This window comes from Meiothermus ruber DSM 1279, assembly GCF_000024425.1.
GTDB lineage: Bacteria > Deinococcota > Deinococci > Deinococcales > Thermaceae > Meiothermus > Meiothermus ruber.
Map to the genome: position 1 here is coordinate 1,011,085 of NC_013946.1, position 17,669 is coordinate 1,028,753.

Annotated in this window: 15 protein-coding genes and 1 pseudogene; 4 read left to right on the top strand and 12 right to left on the bottom strand. The window is 66.7% G+C overall.

Features of this window, described 5'->3' with window-relative positions; translation table 11 throughout:
- Positions 1-144 precede the first annotated feature (144 nt).
- Both MRUB_RS15540 and MRUB_RS05155 read right to left on the bottom strand, forming a co-directional pair.
- Positions 145-912, bottom strand: a pseudogene (locus tag MRUB_RS15540) (transposase).
- Between the two features lie 146 nt (positions 913-1,058).
- On the bottom strand, positions 1,059-2,168 hold the full coding sequence (locus MRUB_RS05155) for a hypothetical protein (RefSeq protein WP_015586471.1): 1,110 nt from the start codon (positions 2,166-2,168) through the stop codon (positions 1,059-1,061).
- 91 nt (positions 2,169-2,259) lie between these two features.
- Between MRUB_RS05155 and MRUB_RS05160 the strand changes: the two genes are divergently transcribed.
- Both MRUB_RS05160 and MRUB_RS05165 read left to right on the top strand, forming a co-directional pair.
- Complete coding sequence (locus tag MRUB_RS05160; RefSeq protein ID WP_013013301.1) at positions 2,260-2,772, top strand: winged helix-turn-helix domain-containing protein; 513 nt, start codon at positions 2,260-2,262, stop codon at positions 2,770-2,772.
- Positions 2,772-3,332, top strand: a complete 561-nt coding sequence (locus MRUB_RS05165) for an IS630 family transposase (protein WP_013013302.1) — start codon at positions 2,772-2,774, stop codon at positions 3,330-3,332. The genes MRUB_RS05160 and MRUB_RS05165 overlap by 1 nt, the downstream gene beginning before the upstream one ends.
- A 113-nt stretch (positions 3,333-3,445) precedes the next feature.
- Here MRUB_RS05165 and MRUB_RS05170 read toward each other — a convergent pair whose 3' ends face one another.
- The 8 genes from MRUB_RS05170 to MRUB_RS05205 form a co-directional block, all read right to left on the bottom strand.
- Entirely contained in the window at positions 3,446-4,759 is a 1,314-nt protein-coding gene (locus MRUB_RS05170) for an ABC transporter ATP-binding protein (RefSeq protein ID WP_013013303.1), read from the bottom strand.
- 14 nt (positions 4,760-4,773) lie between these two features.
- Positions 4,774-6,789, bottom strand: a complete 2,016-nt coding sequence (locus MRUB_RS05175; RefSeq protein WP_013013304.1) for an ABC transporter permease — start codon at positions 6,787-6,789, stop codon at positions 4,774-4,776.
- Positions 6,786-7,457 carry an AAA family ATPase gene (locus MRUB_RS05180; protein WP_013013305.1) on the bottom strand — a complete coding sequence of 224 codons (672 nt, stop codon included), beginning with the start codon at positions 7,455-7,457 and terminating at the stop codon, positions 6,786-6,788. The genes MRUB_RS05175 and MRUB_RS05180 overlap by 4 nt, the downstream gene beginning before the upstream one ends.
- Before the next feature lie 234 nt (positions 7,458-7,691).
- Entirely contained in the window at positions 7,692-11,006 is a 3,315-nt protein-coding gene (locus tag MRUB_RS05185) for a diguanylate cyclase domain-containing protein (RefSeq protein ID WP_013013306.1), read from the bottom strand.
- A gap of 209 nt (positions 11,007-11,215) precedes the next feature.
- A complete protein-coding gene (gene tatA / locus MRUB_RS05190) occupies positions 11,216-11,401 on the bottom strand; it encodes a twin-arginine translocase TatA/TatE family subunit (protein WP_013013307.1) in 186 nt (61 codons plus the stop codon).
- A gap of 45 nt (positions 11,402-11,446) precedes the next feature.
- On the bottom strand, positions 11,447-11,758 hold the full coding sequence (locus MRUB_RS05195; protein WP_013013308.1) for a ComEA family DNA-binding protein: 312 nt from the start codon (positions 11,756-11,758) through the stop codon (positions 11,447-11,449).
- A gap of 105 nt (positions 11,759-11,863) precedes the next feature.
- Positions 11,864-12,382 (bottom strand): DUF421 domain-containing protein, encoded by a 519-nt coding sequence (locus MRUB_RS05200; RefSeq protein ID WP_013013309.1) that lies wholly within the window; start codon positions 12,380-12,382, stop codon positions 11,864-11,866.
- Complete coding sequence (locus MRUB_RS05205; protein WP_013013310.1) at positions 12,379-13,005, bottom strand: GNAT family N-acetyltransferase; 627 nt, start codon at positions 13,003-13,005, stop codon at positions 12,379-12,381. Before MRUB_RS05205 ends, MRUB_RS05200 begins: the two co-directional genes overlap by 4 nt.
- A 10-nt stretch (positions 13,006-13,015) precedes the next feature.
- Here MRUB_RS05205 and MRUB_RS05210 point away from each other — a divergent pair, with 10 nt between their 5' ends.
- The gene (locus tag MRUB_RS05210; protein WP_015586473.1) at positions 13,016-13,945 is read left to right on the top strand and encodes a PIG-L deacetylase family protein; all 930 of its coding nucleotides are present in this window, start codon (positions 13,016-13,018) and stop codon (positions 13,943-13,945) included.
- Between the two features lie 11 nt (positions 13,946-13,956).
- Here the strand turns inward: MRUB_RS05210 and MRUB_RS05215 are convergent, their stop codons facing one another.
- On the bottom strand, positions 13,957-14,961 hold the full coding sequence (locus MRUB_RS05215) for a tetratricopeptide repeat protein (RefSeq protein ID WP_013013312.1): 1,005 nt from the start codon (positions 14,959-14,961) through the stop codon (positions 13,957-13,959).
- 5 nt (positions 14,962-14,966) lie between these two features.
- The gene (locus tag MRUB_RS05220) at positions 14,967-16,214 is read right to left on the bottom strand and encodes a sensor histidine kinase (RefSeq protein WP_013013313.1); all 1,248 of its coding nucleotides are present in this window, start codon (positions 16,212-16,214) and stop codon (positions 14,967-14,969) included.
- A 201-nt stretch (positions 16,215-16,415) separates the two neighbouring features.
- Here MRUB_RS05220 and MRUB_RS05225 point away from each other — a divergent pair, with 201 nt between their 5' ends.
- Positions 16,416-17,642 carry a polysaccharide deacetylase family protein gene (locus MRUB_RS05225; RefSeq protein ID WP_036199017.1) on the top strand — a complete coding sequence of 409 codons (1,227 nt, stop codon included), beginning with the start codon at positions 16,416-16,418 and terminating at the stop codon, positions 17,640-17,642.
- Positions 17,643-17,669 lie beyond the last annotated feature (27 nt).

The following is a 17,669-nucleotide window of genomic DNA, read 5'->3' on the forward strand; positions in this document are numbered from 1 at the left end:
TGAATCCTTCACCGCCCTGCGTAGTCAAAGGTGAAGGATTCAAGCCGACCGAAGGGAGTAGAAAAGCCTTTCGGTAGTATCGTTTAGGCTTGCCACAGTGAACGATACTACCGAAATGCGTATGAGAGACTGTCTTAATACTTTCTAGGAGGCCAATCTTCTGACCATAAGCCGGATCATTGCCGTGTAGATGAAGGTCTCTGAGCTCTCGGGTAGAAGCTCATAGTCCCGGTTCAGCCGGCGGCTGAAACTGAGCCAGGCAGGGCCAAGCAGACGTGCCTCCGTGTGCGGAGGCACGCTTGTCTGCGTAAGGTGCGCTCCACCACCCATCTGCGGGGAATCACCACAAACCCCCGATGCCCCCGCGTCCTCTTCCGAGGCTGGTCTTGAAGTTGGCATCCGGCCTGCGCACCACCTCCACCGTCCAGCTCAAGGTGCGCCGAACCCATTCCTCGAACCTGCGCTTGTAGCCCCCATCCACAAACAGACGCGATAACCGCTTCGACAGCCCCTGGGTATCCACCAGCAGATGCCGTTTGCGCCCCTTTACCTTCTTGCCCGCGTCATACCCCTGACCCCCCTTTTCCCAAGGTCTTCACGCGCTGGCTGTCCAGAATCCCCGCACTGGGTTCAGGCAGGCGTCCTGCTTTGCGGCGGGTTTTCTCGCGCAGGGTGGTGTGTATCTGTTGCAGGAAACCAGATTTGCGCCACCAACGGAAGGGGCAGGTCGCAGGGCATCATGCGCCAGGCGCAACCGGCGCGGGTGATGTAGAAGAGGCCGTTCAGGATTTCCCGCCAGGGATGCTCCCTGGGGCGATGGGGGGAGGCGGAGGGCTGAGGCATCAGGGGCGCCAGGATGGCCCATTCCTGGTCGGTCAGATCGCTGGGGTAGCGGCTTTCTCTGAGTTCCATGCGTGACTGTAGCATGAGGGAGGGTATTAAGACAGTCTCTAAGAAGCCCCCTGGCGCGCAGCGAAAGGAGGGGGCGCCTAGAACACAGGGGGGCAAGAACCGCCCCGGCAAAAGCCCGGGCCGCGCCCGGGCTCAGAACCCCCCTCCTACCACCCCGCCGGCCAGAGCCAGGCCCGTTGCTGCGGGGTCATGGGGCCGTCGGGGGGCTGCTCGCGCCTGCTGGTGCGGAAGGCATCAAACCAGGCGATGGCCGCCGGGTCGGTGATCTCGTCCAGCCGCCACTCCCCGAACTCGCAGCGCACGCTCCCGTCGGGGTTCAGGAAGGCCCCCGCCCCCCGCCCGGCCAGGCGGAAGTAGCGCTTCTCCCAGGACTTGGGGTAGGGCCCCACCCCGTCGGCGTAGGAGAGCAGGATCACCTCGTGGGTGCGGTTGGAGAGGGAGGGGAAGCGGGGGTTGTACTGGATGCCGTTGGTGATGTATATCGGATTGGAGTTGCTGGTGGCCACGTAGGCCTCGTACTCCCCGTCAATCCAGTACCAGTTGCGGGTATAGCTCCACGGCGGATTCCCCGGCCCCGGCCAGGTCACGTCCACATCCTCGTCCCGCCACTGGATCACCCCCCGGTGCCAGGAAGCGATGTAGATGCCCTTCTTAGCGTTGAAGATGCCGGGTACGTCCTCCTGCAAGCAGCCGATGAAGGGGGGCGCGCCGATGGGGGAGGTGGCGATCGCGTTGTGAAGAAAAAGGTTTCTGGTATCAATGATAGCGGCCTGCACCCCCGGCTCCCACGGAAACCGCTCCAGCACCTCGAACTCCACCGGCCCGATGGGGGCCTCGAAGCGCCAGGGGTTCTCCTGGGTGTGCAGCTTGAAGCGGTACTTCCAGCGGAACTTGCGCCCGCCGTAGATCTTGTTGAGCGTCTGGTCCAGCCCGTAGTGCACCAGGTAGCCCTCGGTGGTGACCAGGCCCTGCACGCGGTAGAAGGCGGGGGCGACCTTGTTATCGTAAGGCAGGGTGGGCAGGGTCATGACCCGCCAGCTGCCATCCAGGCCCTCCACGTAGGTATGGAGCCCAATGCCGAACGCATTGTCCTTATACCAGTAGTCCAGATACCCCTCCGCCGCGTCGTACTTGAAGACCAGCGGCCCGTCCGTGGGCGGATCGATCACCGGCGGGGGCGGCGGGGCAGCGGGGCGGTTGTTGCAGCTGGTACCGAGCAGTAAAGCGGCCATGGTGAGAAGCAGCAATCGTTTCATCAGCTTTATTGTAGCCTCCCGCATACCGCCCGTTCCTCATCAATGAGAACTCATAAGAAATCTCCAAGACTCTTTCTACTAAAATGGAGCCATGCAACTGGCCCAACATCAGCGCCGCCCCCGGTTGGAACTCCAACTGCGACACCATCCGGATCACCTCCACGCCCTCTACCGGGAGTCCCAAGACCAGACCGAACGCGCCCGCTGGCACGCTCTCTGGCTGCTGGCCAGGGGTCAGAGCATCCCCGAGGTAGCCAGGAATCTGGGCTATACCGATCGCTGGGTGCGTCAGGTGATCCACCGCTACAATCAGGGCCTGCCTATGAAGAATCTGCGGCACGAGAACAAAGGCCGGGCCCCCCTCGTACCGCCCGAACTCCAGGAACCCTTCCGCCAGGCCCTCCTCCAGCCCCATCCCAGGGACGGGCTTTGGAGCATACGCCACGCGGCGGAGTGGCTGGCTGAAAGGCTGGGACGTCCGGTGGATGGGCGGCGGGCCTGGTACTGGATGCGTCGCCTGGGCCTGGCCCCGCTGCGCCCCCGGCCGCGCCACCGGGAGGCGGATGCGAAGCGGCAGGAGGCTTTCAAAAAAAGCTCTTTCTGATGGTTTTCCTGTTCAGGCTGCTCTTTCCTGAACTGGAGTTGGAGGTGTGGGGCTTTGATGAGCACCGAATAGGGCTGAAGCCCATCCGCCGACGGGTATGGGCCTTGCGAGGGAGGACGCCGCTAGCGCAGGAGCGGCCCCGCTATCGCTGGCTGTATGTGTACGCCTTCATAAGGCCGGGTACGGGGGAAAGCGAGTACTGGCTGCTGCCCTCGGTCTCGGTGGAGGGGTTCCAGTTGGTGTTGGAGGCCTTTGCCCGGCTACGGGGGGCGGGGGCGGGCAAGCTGGTACTGGTGGTGCTGGATCAGGCTGGCTGGCACACCTCGGGGCGGGTGGAGCCAGCCAGGGGCTTGGGGCTGTGTTATCTGCCATCCTACTCGCCCGAGTTGCAGCCGGTAGAACGAGTCTGGGGGCTCATCGACGCGGTCGTGGCCAATGGGCAGGTGCAGGATGAAGAGGAGCTGTGGGCCAAGGTGGAAGCCCGGTGCGCTTACCTACAAACCCAGCCCGCGCTTATCCAGAGCTACACCCTATTTCACTGGTGGCCGGGGGGATGTTAGGGGAATGAATCAAAAGGATTTCATATGATACCGGTTTGTTGAACCCAGGCTGGGTTCGGCAAATGCGAACCGCAGGCCGGGGTGGGTGTTCCCCTATCCACCCCGGCCTGGCATCAACTAGCCGCTGGGCTGGCGACCTCCTCGCTTCTGGAGAGCAGGCCGGTGTTGTAGTCGTACTCGAACAGCTCGGCGTAGCGCCCCCAGTCGATGGCCGTGGCCAGCACCTTTTCGGCGTCCTCGGTGGACATGTAGTCTTCCAGCTCGCGCAGGAAGCGCTCCTCGGGGGCCCGCCCGGTGGGGCGCGTGTTTAGCACCCGGTGGATGTGCCCGACCAGAGGAACCTGCTGGAGCAGGCGCTCGGCGAAGATGCGCTTGCGCCCCTCCAGGCCGGCCTTTACAAAGCGCTGGCCTTCGGCGGTGAGCTGGATATCGCCGGCCTGCAGCACGGCCAGGCCCAGCAGCTCGGCGGCGTCCAGCAAGGGGAAGAGGTCGTCTACTTCCAGGTGCATCTCCTCGGCCAGGCGGGGCAGGTCTTCCTTGCCGTAATCGGGGCCTTCGGCCACCCGTTCTAAGAGCCCGGCGAGGGCCCCCACCGGGGCCTGGGGCAAGCGGTGGCCCAGCGTGAGGGGCTCGGGCGTGGCCCGCTCGGGGGCCGGGCGGGTGGTCAGGATGCGGTAGATCTCCTCGACCAGCTCCTGGAAGGCGGGGTCTTCGCGCTCCCGCGGATGCCCCAGGGTGACCGCTATCTCGGCCCGGATGCGGCCGGGGTTGCTCGAGAGCACCAGGATGCGGTCGGCCAGCAGCACCGCCTCCTCGATGTTGTGGGTGACCAGCAGGATGCCCTTGAGGGGGAGGCGCCCGCTCTGCCAGAGGTTCAAAAGCTCGAGGCGCAAAGTCTCGGCGGTGAGCACATCCAGGGCGCTCATGGGCTCGTCCATAAAGAGCACCTCGGGCTGTGTGACCAGGGCCCGGGCAAAGCCCACCCGCTGGCGCATGCCGCCGGAGAGCTCCTTGGGGAAGGCTTTCTCGAAGCCGTCCAGCCCCACCAGGTCAATGGCCTCCAGGGCTTTCTGGCGGCGCTGGGGGGCGGGGATGCCCATTGCCTCCAGGCCCAGCTCCACGTTTTGCTGCACGGTGAGCCAGGGGAAGAGGGCAAAGCTCTGGAAGACCATGGCCATGCCCGGCATGGGCCCCTGCACCGGCTGGCCCCGGTAGCGCACCTCGCCTGCCGAGGGCCGCAACAGCCCGCTCAGGCAGCGCAAAAGAGTGCTCTTGCCCGAGCCGCTGCGGCCCAAGAGGGCTACGATCTCGCCCTCCTGGAGCTCGAGGTGGATGCCCTCGAGCACGGTGAAGGGTTTGCCCTCGGGGGTGGTGAAGGTTTTGGTCAGGTTTCTGGCCTCTAGCAAGGTTTTGCGGTTGGATTGCATGGATACCTCCGGGATTAGTCCAGCCGGTAGCGTTCCTCGGCCAACTGGTAGAGCCGCTGCCAGATCAGCCGGTTGTAGGCCAGCACCCACAGGCCCATCACCAGCATCCCTAGCCCCACGTGGGGGTTGAACTCGCCGGTGCTCCAGCGGGCGATGTAGGCCCCCAGGCCGGTGGCGACCAGGGTGGTATCGCCCCACTGCACCACCTCGGCCACGATGCTGGCGTTCCAGCTACCCCCGGTCGCGGTGATGCCCCCGGTTACGAAAGCGGGGAAAATGGCCGGCAGGATCAGCCGCCGCCAGCGGTTCCACCCCCGCAGGCCATAGAGGCGGGCGGCCTCTTTGAGGTCGTTGGGGATGGCCGCGCTGCCCGCGATGGCGTTGAACAGGATGTACCACTGCCCCCCCAGCACCATCAGGGGTGAGACCCAGATCTCAGGGTTGAGCCGGAAGTGCGCGATGGCCACCACAAAGAGGGGGAAGAGCAGGTTGGCCGGGAAGGCCGCGCCAAACTGGGCCAGGGGCTGCACCCACTGGGTGAGGCGGGGCCGCAGGCCCACGTAGACCCCGATGGGCAGCCAGATCAGCGTGACCAGCAGCACGAAGAAGGTCACCCGCAGGGCGGTGAAGAAGCCCAGCTTGAACACCTCGAGCACCTCCGGCCAGGCCACCTTGCCCGCCGGGGCCAGCGGGGCCTGGCAGGCCGCCGCCAGGTTGGCCGGGGCCCAGACCCCTGGCGTCTCCAGAAGGGCCTTGAGGCCGCTGCTCAGCGCCTGTCCGTCCCTGCTGGCCGCGCACAACTGGGAGAGCCAGACGCTCCCGTCGGCGCCGGGGGCGATGCCCAGGGCCGCGAAGCGCTGGGCGATCTCGGGCGATAGCTGGGTGTTGAGGTTGGGGTTGGGCCGTAGCATCTGCCCATTCCCAAAGCCCAGGCCGGGGCCCAGCAGGTAGCCCAGGAGCCCGCCCACCAGCGCCAGCGAGCCCAGGGCAATGAGCAGGTTGAACCCCAGGTCGGCCAGGTGGGAACGCAACCGTGGCTTTGGGGGCGGCTCGAGGGCCACCCCAGGCCGGTGGCCGCGGGCGCTTTTGAGCCACAGCCACTCCCAGAGGGGTTGGGGCAGCCGGGCGATGCGCTGGGAGAAGCGGGCCCGCTGCAGGAGGGTCAGCACCCAGGACTGGGCGGTGTCGCTGGACTCGGACTGCTCGAACTTGAACTTCTCGGCCCAGGCCACCACCGGGCGGAAGAGGAGCTGGTCGTAGAGCAGCACCAACAAGAACAGCGTGAGCCCGGCCCAGAGCATGGCCTGGGCGTCGGCCTGCTGGATGGCCAGGGCGATGTAGGCCCCCACCCCTGGCAGGTACTGATCCTGGTCGCGCCCCACCACGCTGATCACCTCCGAGGCCACCACGAAAAACCAGCCCCCCGAGACCGACATCATGGCGTTCCAGACCAGGTTGGGCAGGCCGAAGGGCACCTCCAGCTTCCAGAAGCGCTGCCAGGGGGAGAGCCGGAGCATGGCCGCGGCCTCCTGCAGCTCCCTGGGCACCGTGCGCAGCGAGGCATAAAAGCTGAAGGTCATGTTCCAGACCTGGGAAGTAAAGATGGCGAAGATGCTGGCGGCCTCGAGGCCGAACAGGTTCCCCCGGAACAGCCCCAAAAAGATGGCGGTGGTGGCGGTAAGGAAGCCCAGGATGGGCAGCGACTGCAAAAAGTCCAGAAGGGGGATGAGCACCCGCTCGGTGCGCGGCACCTTGGCGGCGATGGTGGCGTAGACCAGGGTAAAGGCCAGCGAGAGCAGGAGGGCGGCCAGCATCCGCAGCAGGGTGCGCAGGCCGTAGTAGGGCAGGTGGGCCGGGTTCAGGCTCACCGTGAGGTCGGGGGTGTTGGGGCCATAGGGGGCGGTGGCCCCCCGCAGGGCCAGGGTGAGCAGGAGCAGGAGCACCAAGACCCCCGGAATCACCACCAGATCCCAGCGCGAGAAGGGTGCGCGGGGCCGCAAGACCTCGGGGGAGGGGAAGACCCGCCTCATGGGCGCCCTCCCTGGCTCTGGTGTTTGAGCAGGGCCAGCACGGCCTCCTCGGCACCTGGTTCATCGGCGGCGATGATGGGGATGCGGTGGAGGCGTGCCCGGCGCTCGAGGGCCTCCTGCAAAGCCCTTACCTGGCTGAAGTGAGCCAGCGCCTCGCCGGCATCGCGCCGGGTCGTCTGTGCGCGCTGCTTCAGGCGGCGCAGGTGCTCCTGGGGTGAGCGCACCACCAACAAAACCGTAACGTTGAGGGGGTATCCGGCCCGGATGGGGTGGCCGGGCAGCAGGTGAACACCCTCGAGCACGAGCGAGCGGCCCTCCCGGGCCACCCGGCTGGCTACGGCCTGCACGCCTTTTTCCAGCAGACGGGCCTGGGTTTGTAGCCCCTGGAAGACCTTCGGGGTTTTGAGCCCATTTTGCGGTAGCAGCCGCCAGGCAGTGTAGGAGTGCGCGTGTAGCTCCGGGTAGAACTCCGCCGGGTAGGCGGTGCGCAGGGCCTCGCGCAGGTGGTCGGTGGTCTCGAGGTGGGCGCCGAGCCTTTGGGCTAGTTGTCCGGCCAGCGCGGATTTCCCCACCCCACTCACCCCGCCCACCATCAGGCAAAACGGTGGGAGTGGGAAGGAGGTACCAATGGGGTTGGCTAGAAGGTGCTGCTTCAGGATGCTGAGCATGAAAAAACCTCCTTGGGTTCGGCGGTGTCCCCAAGGAGGCTGGCCGGGCGGGCCTATGGCAGGAGCACGGCACCCCCAGGGGGACTTGGCTTGGGACTGTAACTACCAGCGTCTTCCATCTGGGGTGCGTCGGCTCCTTTCTTTAGGGGTTTCGAGGCTTTGAGCCCTGGGCGATTATGGGCGGCGCTGGGCCGGTTGTCAAGGGCTGCTGGTAGAACTCACCAGGGGGCTGTGTCAGGCAAGCTGGACATCCATTGCGAGCTGGTAGGCCTGCTCGAGGCTCGAGGCCGGGATCTGCTCGTCGGTGCCCAGGGCCTCCCGGGCCTGCTGGATGTACGCCTCGAGGTTCCGCCGGGTTTGTGGGGGTAGCTTGGTTGGGGCCTGCTGATCCCAGCGCTGCACCGAGGCTGCAATTTGCAGGGCCAGGGCCGGCTGCTGCAGGGCCAGCAGGGCCTGCGCGCAGCTTGCGAGCGCCAGGGCCAGCGAGGCCACCTGGCCCATCTGCCGGAAGAGAAAAAGGCTTTCCATCAGCAGCGGCCAGGCCTCAAGGGGGCGCCCGCCTTGCAGCAAGCGGCCGGCGATGTTGGTGTAGGCGTTGGCGATGCCCTGCTGATCCCCGAGCCGCCGCTTGATTGCGAGGCTTTCGTACAGCCAGCGCAGGGCTTCCTCAGAGCTTTCACTGACCACCGCCAGGTTGCCCAGGGCGTAGGCGACGCCTTTTTCATCGCCGATTTGCCGCTTGACCTCGAGGCTACGCAGAAAGTAGGCCCTGGCTGCGCGGTCCTGTCCTTGCAGCCCGTGGACGATACCGATGTCGTTAAGGGTGGTGGACTCGCCATAGCGGTCGCCAATTTCCTGCCTGAGGGCCAGGGCTTCCTCGAAGGCTGCCAGCGCCTGCGCGAACTCGCCCGATTCGCGCAGCAGCAGCCCTTTCATGTGCAGGGCCTCGGCCAGCAGCCAGGGGTCGTGCAGGGCCCGGCTGGTCTGGAGGCTTTGCTCCAGCAGGGCCATGCTCTGGGCCCAAAGCCCCAGGTTCTTGAGCTGCAAGGCCAGCGACTGCTGGGTTCGGGCCTGTACCGCCGGGGGAACCGGCCCAGGCATCTCCAGAAAAACCTGGTGCCAGTGGGCGGTTTCGCGGTAGAAGCCGTGCCAGGCGTAGAAATGGCTGAGCCAAGTAGCCATCTGTTGGCCCTGGGTAGCCCGGCCCAGGTTGCGCAGGGTGGAAAAAGCCAGCCGCAGGTTATCGAACTCGAGCTTCATGCGCCGCACCCAGCGGCTCTGCTCAGGGCCCTGCAGGGCGGGCTCGGCCCGCTGGGCCAGGCCCCAGAAGTACTCGGCGTGTGCGGCCAGGCTGTGCTCGAGCGCTTCTGGAGACAGCCTCTCGAGAGCGAATTGCCGCAGCAGCTCGTGCATCAGGTAGCGCCCCTCGTGGTGGGGGTCGCGCTGCACGAGCGAGAGGTTGACCAGCCCCAGCAGGCCCGAGACCGAAGCCCCGGCCACCGGCGCCGCCCCCTCGCGGTCGAAGCCGCCGCGGAAGACCGAGAGCCGGGCTAGGATGTGCTGTTCCTCGGGGTGCAGTAGCTTCCACGACGACTCGAACACCGCTTGCAGCGAGCGGTGGCGCTCGGGACGGGCCTCGTCGCCCTCGGGCGAGGCCAGGAAGCCCAGGTTCGTCTCGATCTCCTGGGCGATCTCGCCCAGGCTAAGCACCTTGGCCCAGGCCGCGGCCAGCTCCAGCCCCAGCGGCAGGCCCTCCACCACCCGGCAGATCCGACGCGCGGCCTCGAGCTCGCTTTGGCTCAGGTGCAGGCCGGGGTTGACCCGTCGGATGGCCTGTAGCAGCAGCCGCAGGGCTGCCGAATGACCCCCTTCCCCCTCCAGCGCCAGCCCCTCCAGCGGCAAGACCCATTCTTCTGAAAGCCCCAGGCGCTCGCGCGAGGTCACCAGCAGGGTAAGGCCGGGCAGGGCCTGTAAGAGGGCGCGCAGGAACTCGCCCGCCTCGAGCAGGTGCTCGAAGTTGTCCAGCACCCACAGCACCTGGCGGCCTGTGAAGTGCTGTACCAGGCTTTCCTGGGGGTCGCCCGTGGCCTTGAGTCCGAACTCCTGCACCAGCCGGCTCGGCAAGTCCTGGGCCCGATCCAGGCCGGCCAGGGCCACGAAGTAGGCGCCGTCGCGGTAGAGGTGGGCCACCTCGAGCGCGGCCTGCATGGCCAGGTGGGTCTTGCCCATGCCCCCCGGGGCCACCAGCGTGACCAGGCGGCGCTCGCCCAGCAGTTGCTTGAGCTCCAGCAACTCACGGTCGCGTCCGATCAGGCTGTGCTTGGGGGTGGGCAGGGCCGGTGCGGGCAAGGGCAGCGGCTCGGCCTCCTCGAGCCTTCGGGCAAAGTCGGGGCTGAGGCTGTAGCCTTTGCTGCCCATGCGCAAGACCCCGCTGCGCTCAGCCTGCTCCAGCCGCGCCAGCAAGGGCCCGGGCCAGCCGCCCGAAGCCTGCCAGAGCCACTGCACGAAGGCCTCGGGGCCCTCCCAGCGCAGGCGGCTGCGTAACAGGATGCGGGCCGACTCGAGCGAGAGGGCCGGTAGCGGTAGCTCCTCGACCAGCGGGGGCACCGGCCACTCGATCCCGCTCTCAACCACAGCCACACCCATCACCGGCCCCTGCGGGTCGGCCAGCAGCTCGGCGATCACCTTGCGGCTGGCCGCGTCAAGCTCCGCTGGCCGATCTACCAGCCACAGCACCGCCCCCTCCAGCGCCCGCAGGGCCGCGCTGCCCCGCTGGATCACCGCCTCGGTGAGCTCGAGGCCTGCTCCATCCAGCAGCGCGCCGTAAGGGTGGGTGGCGTAGGCCCGCCGGCCCGTGAGCCAGAAGGTGCGGTAGCCCAGCAGCTGGGCCTGGCGCTGGACTTCCTCGAGGAAGCGGGTATGCCCGGCCCCGCTGGGGCCCAGCGATCGCAACAAACCGCGGTGGTGTTTGGGTAGGGTGCGCAGGAAGTGTTGTAAACCGAGCTGCACGGCCTCGCGCTCGAGCCAGCGGGTGGAGGGGGCCTCCTCCGCGCCCTGGGCCTCGGCCAGCCGGGCGCGCCCCTGCCGCTTGGCAGCCAGCAGGTTCTGGTCGGCCCGCGCAAAAAGCGTCTCGGGGCTGTCGGCTCCAGCCGGGCTGGTCGCCAGCCCAATGCTCAGGGTTAGGGAAAGGGGTGGGTCGCCCGCGAAAGGCCGTGACTGAACCACGCTCAGAAGCCGCTCGGCCAGCAGAGCGGCCTGGGTGTGTTCGGTGCCGGGCAGCAGCAGCACGAACTCGTCGCCACCGTAGCGAAAAAGGAGGTCGCCCGTACGGATTGCGCCCTGGATGCGCTCAACCAGCTCCCGCAGGATGGCGTCGCCGCGCGGGTGGCCGAAGGCGTCGTTGATACTCTTGAAGTGGTCGAGATCCAGCACCAGCAGGGCGGTCTCCTCGCCGGTCAGCTGGGCTGCGTGGAGGGTGGCCTCGAGGGTGGGGAACAGCGCGGCCCGGCTCAGCGCCCCGGTCAAAGGGTCGAACTGCGGCGAGATCATGGGCGGCCCTCGATCATGAAGCCATTCTACCGACGAAAGAGCCGGTTTCTTGTGATGCGCTTTGCTCGAGCCGCTTATTGTGTTTTCGCCTGGGCTTTGGATCCGGCCCAGCACCAAAGGGACTGCCTCGAGCGAGGCAGTCCATGATTGGTTTTTGGCGCTCAACAGGACGGCTTGATCGGAGTGCTGTGCTTGAAGGCCATCTCTACCTATCGGGGATTTTGCTGTGCGCCCAGGTCAAGCGGCTTTGCTTCCTCGTGAATGGCGCTGGCTCCTTTCTTGAACTCTCTAATCGCTTCCCCCAAGCCCCGGGCCAGCTCAGGTAGTTTGCGCGGGCCGAAGAGCAGCAGGGCCACCAGCAGGATAACAGCCATCTCGGGAAATCCGAGGTTCACGCGTTTCCTCCTCGCACGCCGTGGAAGGGGCGCTGACCGACGGGCTTAGTTGAACAGCACGTGGGGAGCGATCTTCTTCCAGAGTGAGGGACTGATGCCCTTGACCTTGCTCTGAAGGTCGTGGGCATTCTTGTAGGGCCGGTGCTTGATGATCTCCTGGGCCAGCTTGGGCCCGATGCCGGGCAGGGTCTCGAGCTGCGCCAGGGTGGCGGTGTTGATGTGCACAGGGGCGATCTTTGCGGCCACCGTGGTCTTGCTAGCCGCCGTTGCGCTTCCCGAGGAAGCGAAGGCCATCAGCGAGCCGCCCACCACGGTTAGTGCAGCCAAAAGCAAACCCAGAGACTTTTTCAGACGCATAATCCTCTCCTTCTGTGACCCAGGCACGACATGTGGTAAAGATAGGTCACGGTCGATACTGTGAGGCCAGGGCGTGAAGGCAGAATGAATTGCCTGCGCTGAAACTTAGCGGTTGCGGCTCGACTTGATGTGGCGCACCTTGTGTACGGTGGGCTCCTGGGAGGGCACCACCGAGATGGTGCCGTCGATCTCCAGCACGGCCGAGGCCACCTGCTCGGTTCGGCTGACCCCGTGCTCGCGCAAAGCCGCCTCGAGCTCCTCGAGCTTGATCCCCTCGCGCCGCAGGGCCTCGTGGAGGATCTGGCCGTTCTGGATAAGCAGGGTGGGGCGGCCCTCGAGGTGCTGGCGCAGGGGGCTGCTGGCCACCGCGCGGTTGAGCAGGAGCAGGATGGCCGCGGCCAGCAAGCCGCCGGTGAGGCTGTTGTCGGGGCCGATCATGGCGTTCTGTACCGCGTTGGACAGCAGCAGCAGGGTGAGCAGGTCGAAGGGGGTCATCTGGCCCAGGGTGCGCTTGCCGGCCAGCCGCAACAGCAGCAGCAACCCCACATAGACCACCGCCACCCGCAAGGCGGTGAACAGCAGCGTCACGCCGTCGCCCAGGGTTTGTATCAGTGCTTCGTTCATGCCAGCTCCTTGACCATTACCAGATGCACCGCGTCGCGCCCCAGCCAGGGGCGCCACAGGGGGCTGCGGGCCTCGCGCCAGATGCAAAAGCCCATGCGCTCGTAGAGCCGCAGCGCCGCCGCATTCTCGCGCGTGGTGGAAAGCTGCACCCCGGGCAGGCCCTGCTGGCGCAGGGCCTCGAGGTGGGCGTGCAAAAGCGCCTGGCCCAGCCCCCGGCCCCGCCCCTCGGGCAGCAGGTTGATGTGCAACTGAACGGGATAGGCAGCGGTGGGGGCGTGGGGTAGGGCATAGCGGAGCAGGCGCCCCAGGTAGGCCAGCGAAGGCCACAACTGCGGATAATCGCCCCGCAGCGCCCGCCTGCAAAGCCAGGGCAGGGCGTGCAGCAAGTGACGGCGGTAGGCGCTGAGGCGGGCACCCAGGATATAGCCCACCGGTGCCTCCTCGGCAAAGGCTATAAAGCTCCCCAGGCCCGCCGGGCCCAGGTAGGGCCGCACCCAGAGGTCGGTGAAGAGGGTGGCATCGGGGAAGAAGCGTCGGGCGCTCTCGCCGAAAAAGCCTGTTGCGTAGGCGATATGGCCGAGGGCCTCGAGGTCTTCCATGCGGACTTCACGGATTTTATCCATAATAGCTCACGTGCGCCGGTGGATCAGAAAGCGGTATGTGCTGTTGACAGTTTTGCTGGTGGCAGCGGTGGTGATCAATGCGCCGTCCATGGTGGCCCGGGGCTATGGTTTTTATTATCGCCTTACCGTGAACCGCCTGCCCCAGATGACCCTGGCGGGGGAGCGGCTGCTGGTGCTTTCGCCCCACCCCGACGACGAGAGCCTGTGCTGTGCGGGGGCCATCCAGCAGGTGCTGAAGCGCGGGGGGGAGGTCTGGGTGCTGTGGTTTACCAGCGGGGACGGCTTCGAGTGGGACGCCGCGCTGCTGCAGGATACCCTCAGGCCGCAAGGCCGGGCCTCCCTCGAGCTGGGGCAGCGTCGCATGGGCGAGGCCCGCCTGGCTGCCCGCCGTCTGGGGGTGCCCCCGGATCACCTGATCTTTCTGGGCTACCCCGACCGGGGCCTGCGGGCTCTGCTCGAGCGCCATCCCCAGGGCACGCCCTATCGCTCCCGCCTGACCCTGGTTAGCCATGTGCCCTACGCCGATGCGCTCTCGCCCGGCGCCCCCTACACCGGCGAGTCGCTGCGGCGCGACTTCCGACGGGTGCTCGAGCGGGTGCAGCCCACTCTGGTGCTGGCCCCTTCCCCCAGGGATGCCCACGCCGATCACCGCGCTGTGGGTCTGCTGGCCCAGCAGGAGGTCGCTGCCGGGCGGCTGCGCTTCTGGATTGTGCACGGCGGGCTGGAATGGCCCCTGCCCAAGGGCTTGCACCCGCAGTTGCCCCTCGAGCCCGCCCCGCGGGGCAAGGGCCTGCCCTGGCAGCGCCTGCCCCTGAGCCCCGAGGAGCGTACGGCTAAGCTCGAGGCGCTGCAGGCCCACGCCAGCCAGATGCGGCTGCTGGCCCGCTTTATGCAGGCTTTTGTGCGCCAAAACGAGCTCTTTAGCCCTCGAGGTGAGTAGCGCTCACCTCCTTACTCACCGGCCCAGGTATAGGCGGCCTTGGGGCCATCGGGGATGAAGCCATAGCGCGCATAAAGCTGGTAACCGGCGCGGATTTGCTGGCGGGCGGCCTCGAGCTGCCCCTGCTTGCGGTAGACCAGCCCCAGCACGTACACCGCCAGGGGGTTGCCCGGCTCTAAGCGCACCGCCTGCTGCAAAAAGCCGGCCGAGGCCGCCAGGCCTTGAGGCGTAGAAGGGCCGATGAAGCCGTTGGGCGCACGTTCGCCCCGGTAGTAGTAGAACTGCGATTGCAGGTAGCGCAGGCCGAGCGGCGCGATCTCGCCCACCGGGGCTTCGTGCCCGTTGCCGACCAGGCGATAGGCCTGAATTTCGTGGTCGGGCGCAAAGCGGGGCTCGAGGAAGCGGTAATCGCCCACAGCGGCGTCCCAGGTGAAGAGGCCCTGGTGCTCGGGGAAGGGCTCGGGCTCCGAGGCGTCGACCAACAGGTCGTGGCCGTCGGAAAGGCGCAGCAAAGTGCTCACGTGTCCGAGGTTGCTAACCTGCCCGTGCAGGTTCTTCCAGACCATCACCGCGCCTGCCCTCAGCCCGATGCGCTGGAGCATCCCGGCGATGAGCACCGACTGCAACAGGCACTGCCGCTCCCCGTTGCGCACCGCGTAGGCGAACTCGTAACCGCGCTCGAGGCTGAAATGGGGGATCAGGGCTTTGACCGTGCGGTAGGCCCAGATCGCGCTCTGTCGCTCGAAGGCGGCTTTCTGGGAGGGCCGTAGCCGGCTGTAGGTTCGTCGGCGGGCCTCGAGGCTCTGCCGCAGACCCTCCCCCGCGTAACGCGCGTAGGCTGCCTCGAACCAAGGATAAAAAGGTTCCAGCCCTTTAGCCCCGGTCAGCCGGTAGGACTCCTCCACCAGATGGCTGAAAGCCGTGGAGCCATAGGCGTAGGCGTCCTCAGGCGGACGGGCATGGGCTGGGAGTGCAAGGCTGAGGAGTAGCAGGACTGGCAAAACTTGGCGCCACATTTTTGTTACCCTCCCGTGTGCGGCCGGTACTGGGGTAGGCGCAGCCGCACCTGGCTCCCCTGGTGCTGCTTGATCTGCAGCTCCCCATCCAGGGCCTGGGCCACCGCCCGCGCCACCCGCAGGCCCAGCCCCTCGTGGGCGTCCTTGTGGAAGCCGGGGCCGGTGTCGGCCACCTCGAGCCAGGCCCAGCCCTCCTCCAGGCCGCTTTTTAGCAGCACGCTGCCTTTGCTGGTGTAGCGCAGGGCGTTGTGCACCAGGTTGTTGAGGGCCTGCTCGAGCAGGCGGGGATCGGCATGGACGGGGGCGGGTTGGGCCTCGAGGCCCAGCTCCAGACCCCGCTCCAGGGCCAGCGGTTGGAAGCGGTCGAAGGCCTCGGAGACCAGGTCGGCCAGATCCAGGGGCTGCCCCCGCACCTCCCCGCTCTCGGCCCGCGAGAGGGCCAGCAGGTTCTGGGCCAGGGTCTCCAGCCGCAAGGCCTCGCGGTGCAGGCGGCTGAGCTGCTCTGGCCCCATCTGGCCCTGAAGTCCGGCGGCCTCGAGGCTGGCCCGGAAGGCCGAAAGCGGCGTGCGCAGCTCGTGCGCCGCGTAGGCCAGAAACTGCTGCTCCCGCTCGCGCTGATCCTTGAGCCGGTCGAGCAGGCTGGCAAAGGAGCGGGCCAGGCTGGCCACCTCGTCCTGGCCGGAGATCTGCGGTACCGGCTCCCCCTGCTCAAAGCGAGCCGCCGCTCGGGTGAGGCGCTCGAGGGGCCGCACCGCCAGCCCGGCCGCCCCGTAGGCCAGCCCTGCCGAGAGCAGGGCCAGCAGCAAAGCGATGGGAACAGCGACCTCTACAAAGCGCTCCAGGGTCTCGCGCAACAGCCACAGCGATTCGCTGAGCTGCACGCTCAAATCCCCCTGGCTCAGGGTGTATACTCGCAGCCCCCGCACCTCGCTGGGGCCCTGCCGACCCAGCATGCCTGCGTCGAAAGGTAGATCGGAGGTGAAGGTGCCGCCTTCCCAAATCTTTTGTAGCCCACGGTAAACCTGCGCTGACTGTACGCGGTTGTCCTGCGAAAGCGCGTCGGCCAGGCTGTCGGGTATGGGCTGGCCGCTAAGCGCTGCTTGCAATACTATGCTGGCCTGTAGCTTGAGCTCCCGGTCGAGGTCGGCCAGGCGGCTGCGCTCCAGGATCTGATAGGTCAGGAGCAGGCCCAGGCCCAGGCCCAGAAGGGTCAGGCTGAAGGTGATGAGCGCCAGACGCAGCCGAAGGTTCATAGGGTTGGAGGGTTTCTCGAGGTCGTGGTTGTTTGCATAAATCGCCGGATGGAGGTGCACAGGGGGCTGGAGGCCCGAACTATAGGTTCCATAGTACCCCTGACCAGAAGGCTAGGTCGGAGGGGTGAATCTGGGATGAAGAGCTGGAAGGGGCCTCAATTGTTTCAGACCCCCTTCATCTGCTGGGCGATGCTAGAGGGTATGAGGCCTTGGGTATGCTTACTGCCGTGGGCGTTGGGGCTGGTGCTGGCCCAGCCGAGCAGCCCGACGCCGCTTCCCCCGGTGCAGGCCATTCCGCCCGGCGAGATGCAGCCGCTGGCACCCGGTCAGCGGCCAGCGCCCACACTACCCCAGATCGTTCTCAACCCGCCCATCCGCTTCGTGGAGCGGATCGCCTGGGCCTCCAACGGTTTTGTGGAAGCGGCCGAGGCCCTGGTGCTGATTCCGGAGGCCTCCACCACCCCTAGCTTTATGCTCACCAAGGCCCAGCGGGTGGTGGCCGAGACCTTTGCGGCCCGGCCCTCCCTGAGCTATGTGGATGTCTCGATTTATAGCCGGAGGGAGTACGCGGGCTTTGGAGGCCCCTTGCCCCGTTTTACCGCTTCGGTCTCGCGGGCCAGGCTCAACGAGTTTTTGCGCCTGAACCTGAGCAACTTTTTGCAGTTTGACCACCTCTGGATCAAGCCGCAGGACGCTTTTTATGGCCCACCCGCGCCCGTAACCGACGAGCTCGAGCTCACCCCCCAGTTCCAGGGCACCCGGGCCCAGCTCCGCGCCCAGCAGCTCGAGCAGACCGTGGCCAGCCAGCAGGGCGGGGTGGTGGGCAACCGCCTTTTTCACGGCGACCCCAGGCAGCGCGTGGTGGCCCTGACCTTCGACGATGCGCCCCACCCCCTGTTCGAGCCGCTGCTCCTCGACACCCTGCGCCGGGCGGGTGTGCGGGCCACCTTCTTCTGCATTGGCCGCAACGCCGAGGCCTACCCCTACTTCGTACGGGATATGGTGCAGCAAGGGCACGAGGTCGCCAACCACACCTACCACCATGTCCGCCTCAACGGCCTCGACGAGGCCAGTGTGACCGCCGAGATCGTCCAGGCCAACCAGGTGCTTCAGGCCATCACCGGCAAGCCCATCGTCTACTTTCGCCCGCCCGGGGGTCGCTTCTCACCCACGGTGCTCGAGGTGATGCGACGGCTAAACATGACGGTGGTCTTCTGGACGGACGATCCAGGCGACTTCGACAACATCGGGCAGGGCCCCCTCGAGGCCCGGTTGCTGCGGCGGCTGCGCCCCGGTGGTATCGTGCTGTTGCACGACAACGTGCTCCAGACCATCGCGGTGCTGCCGCGCTTTCTGGCTTTGGCAGGACAGCAGGGCTACCGGCTGGGCACGGTGGGTGGGCTGGTGCAGGGGGTGGATCGGAGGTAGGGTAGGGGTATTCCGGTGGGTGAGCAA

Excerpts from the sequence above, each read along its gene's own strand:
- MRUB_RS05205 (WP_013013310.1), bottom strand. The coding sequence starts at position 13,005 with ATGGATAAAATCCGTGAAGTCCGCATGGAAGACCTCGAGGCCCTCGGC.
- MRUB_RS05200 (WP_013013309.1), bottom strand. The coding sequence starts at position 12,382 with ATGAACGAAGCACTGATACAAACCCTGGGCGACGGCGTGACGCTGCTG.
- MRUB_RS05220 (WP_013013313.1), bottom strand. The coding sequence starts at position 16,214 with ATGAACCTTCGGCTGCGTCTGGCGCTCATCACCTTCAGCCTGACCCTT.
- MRUB_RS05155 (WP_015586471.1), bottom strand. The coding sequence starts at position 2,168 with ATGAAACGATTGCTGCTTCTCACCATGGCCGCTTTACTGCTCGGTACC.
- MRUB_RS05170 (WP_013013303.1), bottom strand. The coding sequence starts at position 4,759 with ATGCAATCCAACCGCAAAACCTTGCTAGAGGCCAGAAACCTGACCAAA.
- MRUB_RS05215 (WP_013013312.1), bottom strand. The coding sequence starts at position 14,961 with ATGTGGCGCCAAGTTTTGCCAGTCCTGCTACTCCTCAGCCTTGCACTC.
- MRUB_RS05175 (WP_013013304.1), bottom strand. The coding sequence starts at position 6,789 with ATGAGGCGGGTCTTCCCCTCCCCCGAGGTCTTGCGGCCCCGCGCACCC.
- MRUB_RS05185 (WP_013013306.1), bottom strand. The coding sequence starts at position 11,006 with ATGATCTCGCCGCAGTTCGACCCTTTGACCGGGGCGCTGAGCCGGGCC.
- MRUB_RS05195 (WP_013013308.1), bottom strand. The coding sequence starts at position 11,758 with ATGCGTCTGAAAAAGTCTCTGGGTTTGCTTTTGGCTGCACTAACCGTG.
- MRUB_RS05165 (WP_013013302.1), top strand. The coding sequence starts at position 2,772 with ATGGTTTTCCTGTTCAGGCTGCTCTTTCCTGAACTGGAGTTGGAGGTG.
- MRUB_RS05180 (WP_013013305.1), bottom strand. The coding sequence starts at position 7,457 with ATGCTCAGCATCCTGAAGCAGCACCTTCTAGCCAACCCCATTGGTACC.
- MRUB_RS05225 (WP_036199017.1), top strand. The coding sequence starts at position 16,416 with ATGAGGCCTTGGGTATGCTTACTGCCGTGGGCGTTGGGGCTGGTGCTG.
- MRUB_RS05160 (WP_013013301.1), top strand. The coding sequence starts at position 2,260 with ATGCAACTGGCCCAACATCAGCGCCGCCCCCGGTTGGAACTCCAACTG.